The sequence below is a fragment of the Brucella sp. IR068 genome, from assembly GCF_049065885.1.
GTDB classification, from domain to species: domain Bacteria; phylum Pseudomonadota; class Alphaproteobacteria; order Rhizobiales; family Rhizobiaceae; genus Brucella; species Brucella intermedia.
The window spans coordinates 328,732-344,249 of record NZ_JBAKHE010000005.1; the positions used below are offsets into that span (position 1 = coordinate 328,732).

Consider the following 15,518-nt stretch of genomic DNA (forward strand, 5'->3'; position numbering starts at 1 on the left):
TTTGGCACATATCGCCGCGCATGAAACCCGATATTTTGCCGCGCCGCCCGTCCCGACCCAACCATTGGCACGGGATTGCATTTCCCTTGGGCTGCCCGCTTCTTGACAGGCATGGATGCGCAGGCTCAAACATGCCTCTCCAACTTTGTAAAGCATATATGGTTGCGGAAGGCAGGCTGTCCATGTCTGAGAAAGAAAAGTCCGGGGTCGAGCAGACGGCGGCAATGCGTGAGCTTCTTTCCATCCTCGATCTGGAAAACCTCGAGGTGGATCTTTTCCGGGGCAACAGTCCACAGGTCGGCTGGCAGCGGGTGTTCGGCGGGCAGGTCATCGGGCAGGCGCTGATTGCCGCGCAACGCACTGTCGAGCCCGAGCGCCATGTACATTCGCTCCATGCCTATTTCGTGCGCCCCGGCGACCCGGCCATTCCCATCGTCTATGAGGTGGACCGTATCCGCGACGGTTCCAGCTTCAGCACCCGGCGCGTTCTGGCCAAGCAACATGGCAAGGCTATTTTCTCGCTGTCCGCTTCGTTCCAGATCGATGAAGGCGGGCTTGATCATCAGATGCCGATGCCGGAAGGACTGCCGATGCCTGAACAGCTCGTCGGGGATCGCGACATCAAGGAACAATATCTCCATATGGCGCCACCCAATGTCCGCAAATACTGGGAGCGGGAACGGCCCATAGAGATCAAGCCTGTCTCACTCACCCACTATTTCTCCCGCGAGAAGCTTGAACCCGTCCAGCATGTCTGGGTCAGGGCGCGCGGCATCGTGCCAGACGACCGGGCGCTGCAGGCAGCCATTCTCGCCTATCTCTCCGATATGACGCTGCTCGACACCTCGCTTCATCCGCATGGCCGCACCATATTCGATCGCGATCTGCAGGTTGCGAGCCTCGATCACGCCATGTGGTTCCATCGCCCGTGCCGGCTCGATGATTGGCTGCTCTATACTCAGGACACGCCGAGCGCCTCCGGCGCACGGGGTTTCAACCGTGGCGCGTTATATACGCGCGATGGTGTGCTGATCGCATCCGTGGCGCAGGAAGGCTTGATCCGCGTTCACGATGAAAAGGAGTGATTATTTTTTAATCACAGGGTAGGCGTGTGGCTAAATATAAGGCATTTCACTGATCGTTTGCGAGCTGCCAATGCGTAAAAAGCGAATCGAATGAATCGTTTAAGTCATTCATTCGGTCCGAAACCACGCTTATCCTCGGCCCGGAATTTCGCCGTAAGCCGCGCCGATGCCACAAAATTTGAAGTTAATTTGCCGACCTCCGCCAACTGGCATGAATTTTGTTTCTCTCCGTTTGAACCGGTCTTTCCAGCGCAGCCGCGTTTGAAGCCGCCCTTCGACGGAGATATTCGATGCTCATAACAGGAAGAAACAAGCAAACGGCCCTTCTGGCTACCTTGCCTGCGCTCGTCGCCATGGCCGGGACGGCAATGGCGCAGGACGCCGCACCGACACCAACCCTCGATACGGGCGATACGGCTTGGATGCTGACTTCAACCGCGCTGGTGTTGATGATGACCATACCGGGTCTGGCGCTGTTCTATGGCGGCATGGTGCGCAAGAAGAACGTGCTGTCCACGGTGATGCAGAGCTTTGCCATCACCTGTCTCATGTCCATTCTGTGGATGATCGCAGGCTATTCGCTGGCCTTCACCGATGGCGGCTCGCTCAATTCCTATATTGGCGGTCTTTCCAAGGCGTTCTTCTCGGGCGTCACGATGCAATCGCTGACCGGAACCATTCCGGAATATGTGTTCATCACCTTCCAGATGACTTTCGCCGTCATCACACCCGCACTCATCGCCGGTTCGTTTGCCGAGCGCATGAAGTTCTCCTCCATGCTGGTCTTCCTGACCCTATGGCTGTTCATCGTCTATATCCCGGTCGCGCACTGGGTCTGGGGCGGCGGCTTCATGGCGTCGGATGGCGTGCTTGATTTTGCCGGCGGCACGGTTGTCCATATCAATGCCGGCGTCGCCGGTCTGGTTGCGGCGCTCATCATCGGCAAGCGCGATGGTTACGGCCATACCAACATGGCGCCGCACAATCTCGTCCTGTCCGTCATCGGCGCTGCCCTTCTGTGGGTAGGCTGGTTCGGTTTCAATGCAGGCTCTGCTGTCGGGGCCAACGCACTTGCCGGGGTCGCCATGCTCAACACGCAGGTTGCGACCGCAGGTGCTGCCCTTGCGTGGATGTTCGTCGAATGGGCGGTCGCGGGCAGGCCAAGCGTGCTTGGCATCATTTCAGGCGCCGTTGCGGGCCTTGTTGCCGTCACGCCTGCCGCCGGCTTCGTCAATCCGATGGGCGCGCTTATCATCGGCGTCGTCGCTGGTGCGGTCTGCTATGTGGCAGCCGTCAAGATCAAGCACGCGCTCGGCTATGACGATTCGCTCGATGCGTTCGGCGTCCATGGTGTGGGCGGCTTCGTCGGTGCGGTGCTGACCGGCCTCTTTGCCGATGCGGCGATCAACCCGGCGGGCGAAGGGGCTACCATCAGCAAGCAGTTCTTCGGCGCGGCCATCACCATCGTCTATACTGCGATTGCCACCGCCGTCATTCTCTATGTGGTCAAGGCCATCATGGGCCTGCGGCCCAGCAAGCAGGCCGAGATCGAAGGCCTCGACATCGCGTTGCACGGCGAATCCGTTCAATAGAACGGGATTGTCTCAAGCGGAAAAAGGCGCGGGAAACCGCGCCTTTTTCATTTCATCCACCGGATTTGTTCGCGGCCTCTGCATGGTTAATGAGGAATTAACCATCCGGCGATTAGGATCGGACCGATTCAATGTGCCCGAAGCATTTCCGCTCACGGGCCAGCAAAGATATTCGGTTCGGGACAGGCTATATGCGGCAAGGATATTCGCCCTCATACCCGCTGCGTGACGAGCGGATTACGGAAGACAGGCTGAAACTGGCCAATCTCTTCCGCAGGCAGTTCTATATCCTGTTCGGTCTGGGGCTTCTGGCGCTCACCGGCATGGCTGTTGGCGCGCTGGCGACATGGAATGTGGCTGACCCGAGTTTCAGCCATGCGACCGACAATCCGGTAACGAATGCGCTTGGGTATCCGGGCGCCGTGTTCTCCGACATTGCCATGCAGTTTTTCGGGCTGGCGAGCGTTCCGGCCCTGCTTCCGCTTGCTGTCTGGTCGCTGCTGCTGATGACGCGCGGCGGCATCGGGCGCGTGGCCAAGCGCAGCTTCGCATGGCTCGGCGCGGCATTGTTGTTCGCCGCCATCGCGAGTTGCTTCTCAGTTCCGGCAAGCTGGCCGATGCCGATCGGCCTCGGCGGCGTCTTCGGAGACATGATCCTGAAATTCCCGGGCCTCTTCCTCGGCAGTTTCCCGCAAGGCGCCATTGCATCGGGCATTGCGCTCATCCTTGCAGTACCGGCTTTCTGGCTCTGCCTTTTTGCCAGCGGCATCGTCGGGCGGGGCGCAGGAATCGTCAACCCTGCCCAGCCGTCAGCGCGTCGTGGCGCTGAAGAAGATGATTATGCGGCAGACGAGGACGATGAAGCATCAACGGGTGGCGGTTTCCAGCTTATGGGGGCTCTCACCCATCTGGCGCTAACCACGACTGCGAATTTCAAGCGCCTGACGGGTCTTGGCCGTCGCCGTCCGCGCGACGAAGATTTCGAGGATATGCGCGTGGTGCGCCGCAATGCCGAAACGCGCAATGCGCCGCGCCGCGAGCCCGGTTTCGGGGCACCTGCCCCGATTGAAGACGAGCCGCCTTTCGATATGGACGACATGGACGGCGGCGCGCCGCTGGCCGGTCAGGAATGGCACGATGCGCCGCCGCCCCGCGCCCGCAAGGCCCGCGTGGAACAGGCCGCTCCTTCGCCGAAGCCCGGCGCGCGCGCTCAGCGCGAAGCGCAGCCGTCCTTCCTCAAGGACAATGGCGTTTTCGAAATGCCATCGTTGCATTTCCTGGCCGAACCGAAGCTCGTCCAGCGTGATCCGGCGCTTTCCAAGGATGCGCTGGAACAGAACGCCCGGCTGCTGGAAGGCGTGCTGGAAGATTTCGGCGTGCGCGGCGAGATCATCAATGTGAAGCCCGGCCCGGTGGTCACGCTCTACGAACTTGAGCCTGCGCCTGGCATCAAGTCCTCGCGCGTCATCGGCCTTGCCGACGATATCGCCCGCTCGATGAGCGCGATTGCAGCGCGCGTCGCCGTCATTCCGGGCCGCAATGCCATCGGCATCGAACTGCCGAACCCGAAGCGCGAAATGGTGTACTTGCGCGAAATGCTGGCGAGCCGCGACTTTGAACAGTCGAAGGCAAAGCTGGCGCTCGCGCTCGGCAAGACCATCAATGGCGAGCCGGTCATAGCCGACATTGCCAAGATGCCGCACGTTCTCGTGGCCGGTACGACCGGCTCGGGCAAATCGGTGGCGATCAACACCATGATCCTGTCGCTGCTGTATCGCATGACGCCGCAGGAATGCCGCCTGATCATGATCGATCCGAAGATGCTGGAGCTTTCCGTCTATGACGGCATTCCGCACCTGCTGACGCCGGTCGTGACCGATCCGAAGAAGGCGGTCGTCGCGCTCAAATGGACCGTGCGCGAAATGGAAGACCGATATCGCAAGATGTCCAAGGTCGGCGTGCGCAATATCGACGGCTTCAATCAGCGTGTTGGCCTTGCGCAGAAAAAGGGTGAGCCGATCGCGCGCACCGTGCAGACCGGCTTCGACCGCAATACAGGCGAGGCGATCTACGAGACGGAAGAGCTCGATCTGGCGCCGATGCCCTATATCGTTGTGATTATCGACGAAATGGCGGACCTGATGATGGTCGCTGGCAAGGATATCGAAGGCGCGGTGCAGCGTCTGGCGCAGATGGCGCGTGCGGCAGGTATCCATGTCATCATGGCTACCCAGCGCCCGTCGGTCGATGTCATTACCGGCACGATCAAGGCGAACTTCCCGACCCGCATTTCCTTCCAGGTGACGTCGAAGATCGACAGCCGCACCATTCTGGGCGAGCAGGGCGCCGAGCAGCTTCTCGGCCAGGGCGATATGCTGTTCATGGCCGGCGGCGGGCGCATCCAGCGTGTGCACGGGCCTTTCGTCGGGGACGACGAGGTGGAACGCATCGTGCAGCACCTGAAGCTTCAGGGCGTGCCGGAATATCTCGATGCGATCACCGAGGATGAAGATGACGACGAAGGCGGCAGCGGCCCGGCTGGTACCGGCAATCTGGAGGAATCCGACGATCCTTACGATCAGGCGGTGGCCGTGGTGCTGCGCGACAAGAAAGCGTCTACTTCCTATATCCAGCGCCGCCTTGGCATCGGCTATAACCGTGCGGCTTCAATCATCGAACGCATGGAAGATGAGGGCATCGTCGGCCCGGCCAATCATGCGGGCAAGCGTGAAATTTTGGTTCCCACTGGCGACGATGATTTCTGATGGCCATACTCGCGCCCAACTGGCGGCGTAGTTAAACAGAATGATGAAAAGAGAAAGTTTGTCGATGATGTTCTCCCGTGTCTCCGCCTTCGCGAAAGCTGGTCGTGTTGCAGCCGTGCTGGGAATGGGAGCGCTTGGCCTTGGCATGACATCGCTGGTTCTGGCGCCGGTCGCCGCGATGGCGCAGGGCGCTGGCGGCGGTGCGGCTGCACAGCAGATTGCCGACCATTTCTCATCGGTGCGCACCATGACCGGCGAGTTCGTGCAGTTCGGCCCGAAGGGTGAGCAGACTGGCGGCACTTTCTATATCGAGCGCCCGGGCAAGATCCGCTTCAACTATAACAACTCCCCGATCCGCGTGATTTCGGATGGCGAATCGGTCGTCATCAACAATCGCAAGCTGGACACCTGGGACCTCTATCCGCTTTCCAAGACGCCGCTGAAACTGCTTCTGGCAGACCGCATCGACCTAGGTGGGGGACGTCTTCAGAATGTGAAGCAGGAGCCGGACATGACCACGCTCGTGCTGGGCGACAAGTCGATCTTCGGCGATTCGAAAATCACCATGATGTTCGATCCCAAATCCTATGAGCTGAAGCAGTGGACCATTACCGATGCTCAGAAGCTCGATACGACAGTCATGATCTTCAATGTGCGCAGCGGCGTGCGTTTCACCGACGATATGTTCAAGATCGATTATCAGCGCATCGCGATGAAGCGCAAAGGTCAGTAATCGTCAGTTTGTGACAGGCAATCCGTTTGCATTTGCCGGATAAATGATTAGGTTCGCGGCATCTCTTTCGTTGCTGCGAGTCCTATCTTCATGGCCTTTTCCGTTGCTACCTGGAACATCAATTCCGTTCGTCTGCGCATGCCGCTGGTCGAACAGTTTCTGCGCGATTATCAGCCCGATGTTCTGTGTCTTCAGGAAACGAAATGCCCCGACAATCTGTTTCCGTCGAAGGGGTTTCGCGCGCTCGGCTATGAACATATCGCGATCAGCGGCCAGAAGGGTTATCATGGCGTGGCGACGGTATCCAAACGTCCGTTGACGGGCGTGGAAAAGATCGGCTTTTGCGACATGGGCGATTGCCGGCACCTGAGCGCTGTGGTGGAGGCAGGCGGCAAAAAGCTCCGCATCCACAATTTCTATGTTCCGGCGGGGGGCGACGAGCCGGACCCGCAGATCAATCCGAAGTTCGCGCACAAGTTGGCTTTTCTCGAGGAAATGCGCGCCATTGTCGCCGACCGGCAGGACGGGCATTCATCGGTTCTCGTTGGCGATCTCAATATCGCCCCGCTCGAAAACGATGTCTGGTCGCACAAGCAATTGCTCAAGATCGTCAGCCATACGCCGATCGAAACCGAGACGCTGGAAGACCTGCGTGTGAAAGGCGGCTGGAGCGACCTGATGCGGCAGCTTATTCCGGCAGACCAGAAAATCTTCACCTGGTGGAGCTATCGCGCCAAGGACTGGGCCGAATCGGACCGTGGCCGCAGGCTGGATCACGTCTGGGGTTCGGTGGACCTGGAGGAGCACATTCAGGGCCTGCAAATTCTCCGCGACGCGCGCGGTTGGGATCGCCCGTCCGACCACGTTCCGGTTATCGCGACATTTAATCTGGATTAACGGGTCAGCAGCCTCTATATAGAGGCGAGTTCAGAAAAGGAGCCAAGAGCAATGGATTATGCAGCACTGTTTCAAATGACCAGTGTGTTCAACCAATCCATGGCTCGCTATGTCCTCTCTTCTGACACTTCAGGATGTTTCCTTCGTCACGGCTGATGGCCGTACTCTTTTCGAATCCGTCAATTTCAGTGTAACCGCAGGCCGCATCGGTCTGGTGGGACGCAATGGCGTCGGTAAATCAACGCTATTGCGCATCATGAGCGGGATGCTGCTTCCGACACATGGAAGTGTGACGGCAACCGGAAGCATCGGCGTGCTGCGGCAGAACATCGGCGGTGGCGATGCCGAGACGCTGGCGGATCTTTTCGAGGCACGGACCGGTTTCGATATTCTAGCACGCGTCGAACAGGGCGTGGCCAGCGAGCGCGATCTGGACGAGGCCGACTGGCTCTTGCCGCAGCGCTTTACGGACGCGCTGCAGGGACTTGGCCTGCCCGATATGACTCCCGACACTCCACTTTCAGCCTTGAGCGGAGGCCAGCAAACGCGGGCGGCGCTCGCGGCCCTCATCTTTCATAAGCCCGATCTCATTCTCCTGGATGAGCCGACCAATAATCTCGATCGCGCCGGTCGCCTGGCTGTGGCCGACTTGCTGACCGCCTGGCGGGGCGCGGCCGTCGTGGTCAGCCACGATCGCGAGCTGTTGCAGTCTTTGGATATGATCGCGGAATTGTCCCCCGACGGGCTTCGGCTTTACGGCGGCAACTGGGATTTTTATCAGGGGAAGAGGGCAGAGGAGCGCGAGACGGCGACACGCGATCTCGCCACAGCGCGGCGCGAGGTCAGGCAGGTCGAACGCAAGGCTCAGGCCGCAGCCGAAAGACAGGCTCGCAGCGACGCGCGCGGCCGCAAGTCGCGCGCTGACGCGGGCATGAGCAAGCTTTTGCTCGACGCACGGGAAGACCGTGCGCAACAGTCGAAGGGCCGGGGTGCCGCGCTGGCGGAACGTCAGTCCAGCCGTGCCAGCGAGCAGCTGCGGGACGCCGAGGCAAAAGTCGAGCGCGTGAAGCCGATGCATTTCGATGTGGCGGGCGCGGTTCCACCTTCCGGTCGTGTGTTGCTGGAAATGCAGAATGTTTCTGGTGGTCCCCGGGCCGACCGCCCGGTCATCCGTAATCTGTCGTTGAAGATCGTGGGCGCCGAGCGGGTGGTCGTCTCGGGGCCGAACGGCGCGGGCAAGACCAGTCTGCTGCGGCTGATGACGGGAGAGCTTCAGCCGGTGGCTGGGACCGTCATCCGTCCCGCGCGAACGGCGATGTTCGACCAGCAGATGAGTCTCATGGATCGCGGTCAGACTCTTTATGAAAATTATCGTCGTCTCAATCCCGGATCGAACGACAATGAAGCGCGCGCCGCGCTGGCGCGGTTTTCCTTCCGTGGCGAGGGAGCCTCGCGATTTGCCGGGGGGCTCAGCGGCGGCGAGCTGTTACGCGCGGCACTTGCCTGTGTCCTGGGCGGAACCGAACTTCCCGAACTCCTGATCCTCGATGAGCCGACCAATCATCTCGACCTCGATTCCATAGAAGCGCTTGAAACCGCGCTGAATGCATATGAAGGGGCGCTCATCGTCGTGAGTCACGATCAGGCTTTCCTGGACGCCATCGGCACGAAAAGGGTGATTGAGCTGTGAAAAAGGTCAGTCGTCGTTGAGCCGCGGCGCGACCTTTTCGATTTCGCCGATCAATTCCAGCAGGTTGCGGCTGATGTGGGAATGAAGCGCGGCTGCCGCTTCCGGATATTCTTCCAGAATACGCCGAAAGATTGCACGGCTGATGCGGATGACTTCGGTTTCGGCTTCGGCGACAGCACCGGTTAGACGCGAGGTCTGGGCGATGAGGGCCATTTCTCCGATCATGGCGCCGGGGCCGACGGGGCGGATGGCAACCCGCCCCTCGTTTTGTTCGTGAAACAGGGTAATGCTGCCCGATACGACGATATAGGCGCAGTCGGCGCTTTGCCCTTCACGGAAAAGCTCACGACCGGCTCTGAGAACGAGGCGTTCGGCTCCGAAGGCGAGCAACCGCAGCTGTTCGGCCGTGAAAGACTCGAACAGGCCCACCGTGCCGAGAATGCGAATATCGTCATCAAGCGCCATGGATCGTCAATACACCTGCATCGGGCGCTGTCCATCATGGGACAAGCTTGTATCCCCCGCTTTCTGTGACCAGAAGCGCCGCATTGGACGGGTCTTTTTCTATTTTCTGGCGCAGACGATAGACGTGGGTTTCCAGCGTGTGCGTGGTGACGCCCGAATTGTAGCCCCACACTTCTTCCAGCAGGACATCGCGGCCGATAACCTTGTCTCCGGCGCGATAGAGATACTTGATGATCGCCGCTTCCTTTTCGGTAAGGCGAATCTTGCTGCCCTTCTCGTCGATGAGCAGCTTCTGGCCGGGCTTGAACGTATAGGGGCCGACGATGAAGGTGGCATCCTCGCTCTGTTCGTGCTGGCGCAGCTGTGCACGCACGCGGGCCAGAAGCACCGCGAATTTGAACGGCTTGGTGACGTAATCGTTGGCACCCGATTCGAGGCCGAGAATCGTATCCGATTCCGTATCGTGACCGGTGAGCATGATGATCGGCGCCTTGAAGCCGCCCTTGCGCAGCAGCTTTACGGCTTCCCGTCCGTCCATATCCGGCAGGCCGACATCCATGATCAGGAGGTCTACAATGCCGTTTCGCGCAGTCTGAATGCCCTTGGTGGCATTGTCTTCCTGCAGAATCTGGAATTCTTCGCACAGCTCCAGCTGTTCGACGAGGATGGAACGGAGATCTTCGTCATCGTCCACAATCAGTATCGTACGGCCTGTCATGCCTGTCCTCGTTACTCTTTGATTTAAATGGCTCTTGGTGTTTTATGACATTTAATGCAGACAAGTTGAAGCGGCGAAACGCGAAAGAGGTTTTTGCTCTCGCCGCCAACGGTTTTAAAACATGCATGTCACGGAGGCGGGGGCTTGGCCAGATACGAAATCAGCCGGGGAATTGGCGTCATTGATGTGCGGGCCAAACCGGGCCACAAGACTCGCGGCTTGCTTGTTGCGGGCAATCTGGTGCTGGAATGTGCTCTTGGCAAGGGGGGAATCAGCGCTTTCAAGCGTGAAGGTGATGGTGCGACGCCTCTGGCGACGATGCGGCTGCTCTATGGATACCGTCGCGGCGACAAGGGTTTGCTGCCCTCCTCACGGCTGCCGCTTGGTCGCGTTCGCCGTCTCGACGGCTGGTGCGATGCGCCCTCCGATGCCAACTACAACCGGCCTGTCAGGCTGCCTTATGCCGCAAGTCATGAGGATATGTGGCGACGAGACGATCTCTACGATGTCTGCATCGTCATGGATTGGAACATCGCGCCGCGCCGCCGCGGATGCGGCAGTGCGATCTTCTTTCATCTGGCGCGCCCCGGCTATACACCCACCGAAGGCTGCATAGCATTGAGGCGCGCCGACATGGCGCGCCTCCTGCCTCATCTGACGGACCGGACCGTGATCCGCGTCCTGAGATAGTTGTTTCAGTGTATGGCGGCGACTTTGACCTCGTTGCCATTGGCATCGTAAAGCTTGCCGTTCAGGAAATAATCCCCGTCATGCAGCTCTGCGATGTTGTGATGGCGGATGATGCGTTCCGTACCTTCCGCAAAGACCGACATCTGGTTGCTGTTGCCGAGCTTGATCTCATTGAACATCAGGTTAAGCGCAATAGCCATCAACGCCGCCGAACTGATGCCGGAATGGAAGATGGTTTCAAACCAGGTCGGGAAGTGGTGATAGAACTGCGGCGCGGCAATCGGGATCATGCCGAACCCGATGGAGGTTGCCACGATGATGAGATTGATATTGTTCTCGTAGTCCACCTTGGCAAGCGTGCGGATGCCGCTTGCAGCCACCGTGCCGAACAGGACGATGCCCGCCCCGCCCAGAACAGCCGGAGGAACGCAGGCAATCACCCGGCCCATTACCGGCAAGAGACCGAGCGTGATGAGAATCAGCCCGCCGGTTGCCACGACATAGCGGCTTTTCACACCCGTTACCGCGACAAGGCCGACATTCTGCGCAAAAGCGCTTTGGGTAAACGAGCCCACGACGGGCGATAGGATGCTGGACAGCATATCCGCACGCAGGCCGTTGGCCAGACGCCGTGAATCCACTTTCGTGCCGATGATTTCACCGACGGCCAGAATGTCCGCAGAAGTCTCGACCAGCGTAACCATGATCACGATGAACATCGAGAGCGTTGCCGCAAGGCTGAATACCGGCATTCCGAAATGAAAGATTTCAGGCAGCGCCATCATCGAGCCTTCGCCCACCCGGGAAAGGTCCGTCATGCCGAGCGCCCAGGCGATAAAGGTTCCGATGACCATGGCGAGCAGGATCGAAAGCCGGGAAATCGTGGCATTGCCCATCTTGCTGAGAATGAGAACGATAACCAGCGTAAGGCCTGCAAGGCCGATATTGGCCATGCTGCCGAATTCGGGACTGTTGCTGTCGCCGCCCATGGCCCACCGTGCTGCTACCGGCATCAGCGTCAGACCGATGGTGGTGATGACGATGCCGGTGACGAGCGGCGGAAAGAAACGCGTTATCCGCGAGAATATCGGCGTGATGATAAGGCCGATCACCGCTGCCGCGATGACGGCGCCCAGCACGACCTGCAAGCCTGCCTCGCCGGTCTGGCTCGAAGTGACGATGGCGACCATCGTTGCGACGCCCGAAAAGGAGACCCCCTGAACCAGAGGCAACTGGCAGCCGAAGAAGGGGATGCCGATGGTTTGCAGGACGGTTGCAACGCCGCCGGCAAAAAGCGACGCAGTGATCAGCAGACCGATTTCGGCCGGGCTGAGGCCTGCCGCCTGTCCGATGATCAGCGGAACCGCCACGATGCCTCCATACATGGTCAGCACATGCTGGAAACCGTAAGCCAGATTGGCCGTGACAGATAGTTTTTCATCTTCGGGACGCGAAAGCGTATCCGCCCCGGACTGGTGCGTATTCAATGATACTCCCTCCCAGCAGGCGCGAACGCATCGCCAGCCTGCTCTCTCCGTTCTCCCTGCGCTGTATCGTCATGGCATCATGTCATTCGACGCCAGATCGACGATGCAATGCGCGATGTCTCCTCCAAAGACATGTCGCAGGAGTATAACCGGAGCCGTCCGGATGACTGTGCTTCTTTTGGTTGAAATTGTTTTCGATGCGAGAGCGCTAATGCCGAGGGTGTTTTCAGCCGTCGGCTTTGCTGCGGGCGTCCCGCATTGCGTCGCGGAGCACCGCAAAGACGTATGGTTCCAGCGACTGCGCGACGTTGAAGCGAAGGAAGGCGCCAGCCGTGCGCGAGGGACTGAAGACGTTGCCGGGTGCCAGAAGCACGCCTTTTTCCAGAGCATGCCGGGCAACCTGTCCAGAGTCCAGCCCATCCGGCAATTTTGCCCAAAGGAACATGCCGCCCTGCGGCTCGGTCCAGAGCGTGAGGCCCTCGGCTTTCAGGCGGCTGGCCGTCAGCGTCATGGTGTCGGCCAGCTTGGCGCGCAGGCTGTCGACATGGCGGCGATAGGTGCCGTCGGTCAGAAGTGCATGCACGATCTGCGGTGACAATGCATTGCCGCCGAAGCTTGTTGCGAGCTTCAGGTCGGTGAGCCCGTCGATCCAGTCGCGACGCCCGGCGATATAGCCGACGCGGGCGGCCGCCGACAGCGTCTTGGAGAAGCTGCCGATATGCAGGACGCGATCGAACCCGTCGAGCTCGGCGAGCAGCGGCGCGGGCGAAGGGTGAAAGTCACCAAAGATATTGTCTTCGACCAGCGTGATGCCGTGCGCTTCGGCGAGCTTCAGCAGCCGGTGCGCCGTGGCCGGTGTCATTGAGCCGCCGGTGGGATTATGCAGCCCTGCATTGGATATATAGAGTTTTGGCGCATGTTCGTTCGCAGCGCTCGCAAAGGCTTCGAGGTCGGGACCGGTAGGGGTATAGGGGACGCCGACGATCTTGACCCGATGCGTCAGGAGCGCGGCCTGGAAGTTGAAATAACAGGGATCATCGACCAGAACCGTATCTCCCGGCTGCAGAAGGTAGCGGCAGATGAGATCGAGCGCCTGCGTGCCGGAATCGGCCAGCAATATTTCTCCACTCGAAACGTCGATCCCCTGTTCACCGAGCCGGTGGGCCAGATGCTGGCGCATGGGCCGGAAGCCCAGCGGTTCGCCGTAGGTCGCGAGATTGCTTGTTTCATCCCGGGCGACCATGCGCATCGCGCGCCGAATCGCATCCTGCGGAAGCCACGCATCGGGCAGCCAGCCACATCCCGGCTTCAGGGTGGCTTCGTTTGCCTCCAGCGATTGGCGCATGACCCAGAACGGATCGATCTGGCGTTCCTTGTGCGGTGTATGGGCGGCGAGCGAAAACGGCTGGCGCGCGCGCTCCGAAACATAGAATCCGGCACCGCGCCGCGACTGGATGATCCCTTCCGCCACCAGCCGGTCATAAGCTTCGACGACGGTGGATTTCGACACGTTCATGGTTTCGGCGAGGCGACGGATGGAAGGCAGTCTGGCGCCGGGTGCGAGGCTCATCGCGGTAATGCGTCCGCGAATAATGCCCATCACCCTTTCGACGAGCGGGATTTTGTCGACGGCGGCGTTCTCCTTGCCGCGCTCGATTTCGCCGCTTGCATAAGCGGCTTCTACAGCTTCGAGGCTGCGCAGCAGGCCCGTCGAAATCATCTGTACTATCCCTTGTACCAGTACAGTTTGTCAGAATTGTCCGGAAACTGTCCCTGATTAATCCGGCAGTTTCACGGCATTGTCTCGCGAATCCTTATACGATTTTAGAGAAAGCCGAAAAGACACAATGCGTAAAAATGTTGGGAGTAAAACTGCGGGATGGATCAACGGATTTCTGGGTGTATTGATTTTCTCCGGGTCGCTGCCGGCAACGCGACTGGCCGTTATCGATATCGATCCAACCTTCCTGACAATGGCGCGCGCATCCATTGCCGGTGCGCTGGGACTGGCGCTTCTGCTGGCCTTTCGGGAACCTTTTCCCCGCCGCAACGACGTGATTTCGCTGGTCGTGGTGGCGCTCGGCGTGGTTGTCGGCTTTCCGCTTCTCACGGGGTTGGCACTCCAGCACATGACCTCCGCCCATGCGATTGTCTTTATCGGATTGCTGCCGCTCGCTACCGCAATCTTCGCTGTCCTGCGCGGAGGGGAGCGTCCGCGTCCGATGTTCTGGCTGTTTTCCGTGGTCGGGAGCCTCATCGTCGCGTCCTATGCCTATGGGCAGGGGAGCCAGTCTACCCTTCTGGGTGACGTGCTGATGCTCGCTGCCGTTATCGTCTGCGGGCTGGGCTATGCGGAAGGCGCGCAGCTTTCGCGCAGGCTCGGCGGCTGGCAGGTGATCTGCTGGGCGCTGGTGTTCTCGCTGCCGGTCATGCTGCCGCTGAGCGTCATGACGCGTCCGGAGACATGGGTCGGCATCGGCACGCCAGCCTGGATAAGCCTAGGCTATGTCTCGCTGTTCTCGATGCTGATCGGCTTTTTCTTCTGGTATCGCGGTCTCGCACAGGGCGGAGCCGCCAGTGTCGGCCAGTTGCAGCTTCTCCAGCCCTTCTTTGGGCTTATGCTGGCTGCCGGTATTGCTGGTGAACCCGTCAGCATGGGGATGGTGGCGACGGCAGCTGTGGTGGTGGTCTGCGTGGCGGGCGCGAAGCGTTTCGCTTAACTAAAGCTCCAGACGGTCGTGCGCTTGACCTCCGCATCTTCAAGGGCGCGGGTGACAGGCACGGTATAGACGGCAAGCTGTTGCAGCTTTTCCTTGGGCAGATAGGCGCGGCCCGGATCACCCACGATGATGCGGGCGCCGCGTTGGCTAAGCTTCGAAAACCAGGGAATAAGCCGCTCGGCGAGCGGCTTTTCATAAAAGACATCGCCTGCCAGAACCACATCCCAGCCGCCGTCCTGGCCGATGAGGTCATCCAGAGTGGGGGAAACCGTCACGCCATTGGCCGATGCATTGATCTCAATGGCGGGAAGCGCGAAGGGATCGATATCGGATGCCAGCACGCTTGCAGCGTCCGCCTGCATGGCAGCGATGGCGACAAGGCCGGAACCCGACGCGAAATCGAGAACGGTCTTGCCTTTGACTGTTTCGGGATGATCGAGGATATAGCGCGCCACACCCTGACCGCCCGCCCAGGCGAAAGCCCAGAAGGGCGGCGGCAGGCCGATTGTGGCAAGCTCTTCCTCCGTCTTGTGCCAGAGGTCATGGGCTTCGTCGGCGAGATGCAGGCGAATTTCCGGCACATGCGGTGGCGCTTGCAGACTGGTATTGGCCAGAATGAAATCGCGCGCGGTTCTATGTGCCGGATCGAGCATCAGAACATGCTTTTCCAAAGCGG

Annotated in this window: 13 protein-coding genes; 8 read left to right on the plus strand and 5 right to left on the minus strand. The window is 59.8% G+C overall.

Annotation, left to right across the window (positions count from 1 at the left end):
* The first annotated feature begins 182 nt into the window (after positions 1–182).
* The 6 genes from tesB to ACOWVS_RS11320 all read left to right on the plus strand — a co-directional run bounded on the left by tesB (position 183) and on the right by ACOWVS_RS11320 (position 8,762).
* Positions 183–1,085 carry an acyl-CoA thioesterase II gene (gene tesB, locus ACOWVS_RS11295; protein ID WP_063619760.1) on the plus strand — a complete coding sequence of 301 codons (903 nt, stop codon included), beginning with the start codon at positions 183–185 and terminating at the stop codon, positions 1,083–1,085.
* Positions 1,086–1,375: 290 nt separating this feature from the next.
* Positions 1,376–2,677, plus strand: coding sequence for an ammonium transporter (locus ACOWVS_RS11300; RefSeq protein ID WP_063619759.1), 1,302 nt, complete (start codon positions 1,376–1,378; stop codon positions 2,675–2,677).
* A gap of 191 nt (positions 2,678–2,868) precedes the next feature.
* Positions 2,869–5,442 carry a DNA translocase FtsK gene (locus ACOWVS_RS11305; RefSeq protein ID WP_075041831.1) on the plus strand — a complete coding sequence of 858 codons (2,574 nt, stop codon included), beginning with the start codon at positions 2,869–2,871 and terminating at the stop codon, positions 5,440–5,442.
* 64 nt (positions 5,443–5,506) lie between these two features.
* Positions 5,507–6,175, plus strand: coding sequence for an outer membrane lipoprotein carrier protein LolA (locus tag ACOWVS_RS11310; RefSeq protein ID WP_170873257.1), 669 nt, complete (start codon positions 5,507–5,509; stop codon positions 6,173–6,175).
* Positions 6,176–6,265: 90 nt separating this feature from the next.
* Complete coding sequence (locus ACOWVS_RS11315; protein ID WP_063619757.1) at positions 6,266–7,072, plus strand: exodeoxyribonuclease III; 807 nt, start codon at positions 6,266–6,268, stop codon at positions 7,070–7,072.
* Between the two features lie 109 nt (positions 7,073–7,181).
* Positions 7,182–8,762: an ABC-F family ATP-binding cassette domain-containing protein gene (locus ACOWVS_RS11320; protein WP_063619756.1), complete on the plus strand. Its 1,581-nt coding sequence runs from the start codon at positions 7,182–7,184 to the stop codon at positions 8,760–8,762.
* Between the two features lie 6 nt (positions 8,763–8,768).
* Here ACOWVS_RS11320 and ACOWVS_RS11325 read toward each other — a convergent pair whose 3' ends face one another.
* Together ACOWVS_RS11325 and ACOWVS_RS11330 are read right to left on the minus strand one after the other, a co-directional pair.
* Positions 8,769–9,227, minus strand: a complete 459-nt coding sequence (locus ACOWVS_RS11325) for a cyclic nucleotide-binding domain-containing protein (protein WP_006467960.1) — start codon at positions 9,225–9,227, stop codon at positions 8,769–8,771.
* A 34-nt stretch (positions 9,228–9,261) separates the two neighbouring features.
* Positions 9,262–9,945: a response regulator transcription factor gene (locus ACOWVS_RS11330; protein ID WP_006467959.1), complete on the minus strand. Its 684-nt coding sequence runs from the start codon at positions 9,943–9,945 to the stop codon at positions 9,262–9,264.
* Between the two features lie 144 nt (positions 9,946–10,089).
* On the opposite strand from ACOWVS_RS11330, the gene ACOWVS_RS11335 reads away from it, so the two are divergent.
* The gene (locus ACOWVS_RS11335; RefSeq protein ID WP_021587466.1) at positions 10,090–10,635 is read left to right on the plus strand and encodes a L,D-transpeptidase family protein; all 546 of its coding nucleotides are present in this window, start codon (positions 10,090–10,092) and stop codon (positions 10,633–10,635) included.
* A gap of 5 nt (positions 10,636–10,640) precedes the next feature.
* On the opposite strand, the gene ACOWVS_RS11340 is transcribed toward ACOWVS_RS11335, so the two are convergent.
* Together ACOWVS_RS11340 and ACOWVS_RS11345 are read right to left on the minus strand one after the other, a co-directional pair.
* Positions 10,641–12,122 (minus strand): nucleobase:cation symporter-2 family protein, encoded by a 1,482-nt coding sequence (locus tag ACOWVS_RS11340; RefSeq protein WP_075041801.1) that lies wholly within the window; start codon positions 12,120–12,122, stop codon positions 10,641–10,643.
* Positions 12,123–12,348: 226 nt separating this feature from the next.
* Positions 12,349–13,842: a PLP-dependent aminotransferase family protein gene (locus tag ACOWVS_RS11345; protein WP_063619755.1), complete on the minus strand. Its 1,494-nt coding sequence runs from the start codon at positions 13,840–13,842 to the stop codon at positions 12,349–12,351.
* A gap of 127 nt (positions 13,843–13,969) precedes the next feature.
* Between ACOWVS_RS11345 and ACOWVS_RS11350 the strand changes: the two genes are divergently transcribed.
* A complete protein-coding gene (locus ACOWVS_RS11350; RefSeq protein WP_063619754.1) occupies positions 13,970–14,842 on the plus strand; it encodes a DMT family transporter in 873 nt (290 codons plus the stop codon).
* On the opposite strand, the gene ACOWVS_RS11355 is transcribed toward ACOWVS_RS11350, so the two are convergent.
* Positions 14,839–15,495 (minus strand): class I SAM-dependent methyltransferase, encoded by a 657-nt coding sequence (locus ACOWVS_RS11355; protein ID WP_063619753.1) that lies wholly within the window; start codon positions 15,493–15,495, stop codon positions 14,839–14,841. The two genes, ACOWVS_RS11350 and ACOWVS_RS11355, sit on opposite strands and share 4 nt — an antisense overlap.
* Positions 15,496–15,518: the final 23 nt, after the last annotated feature.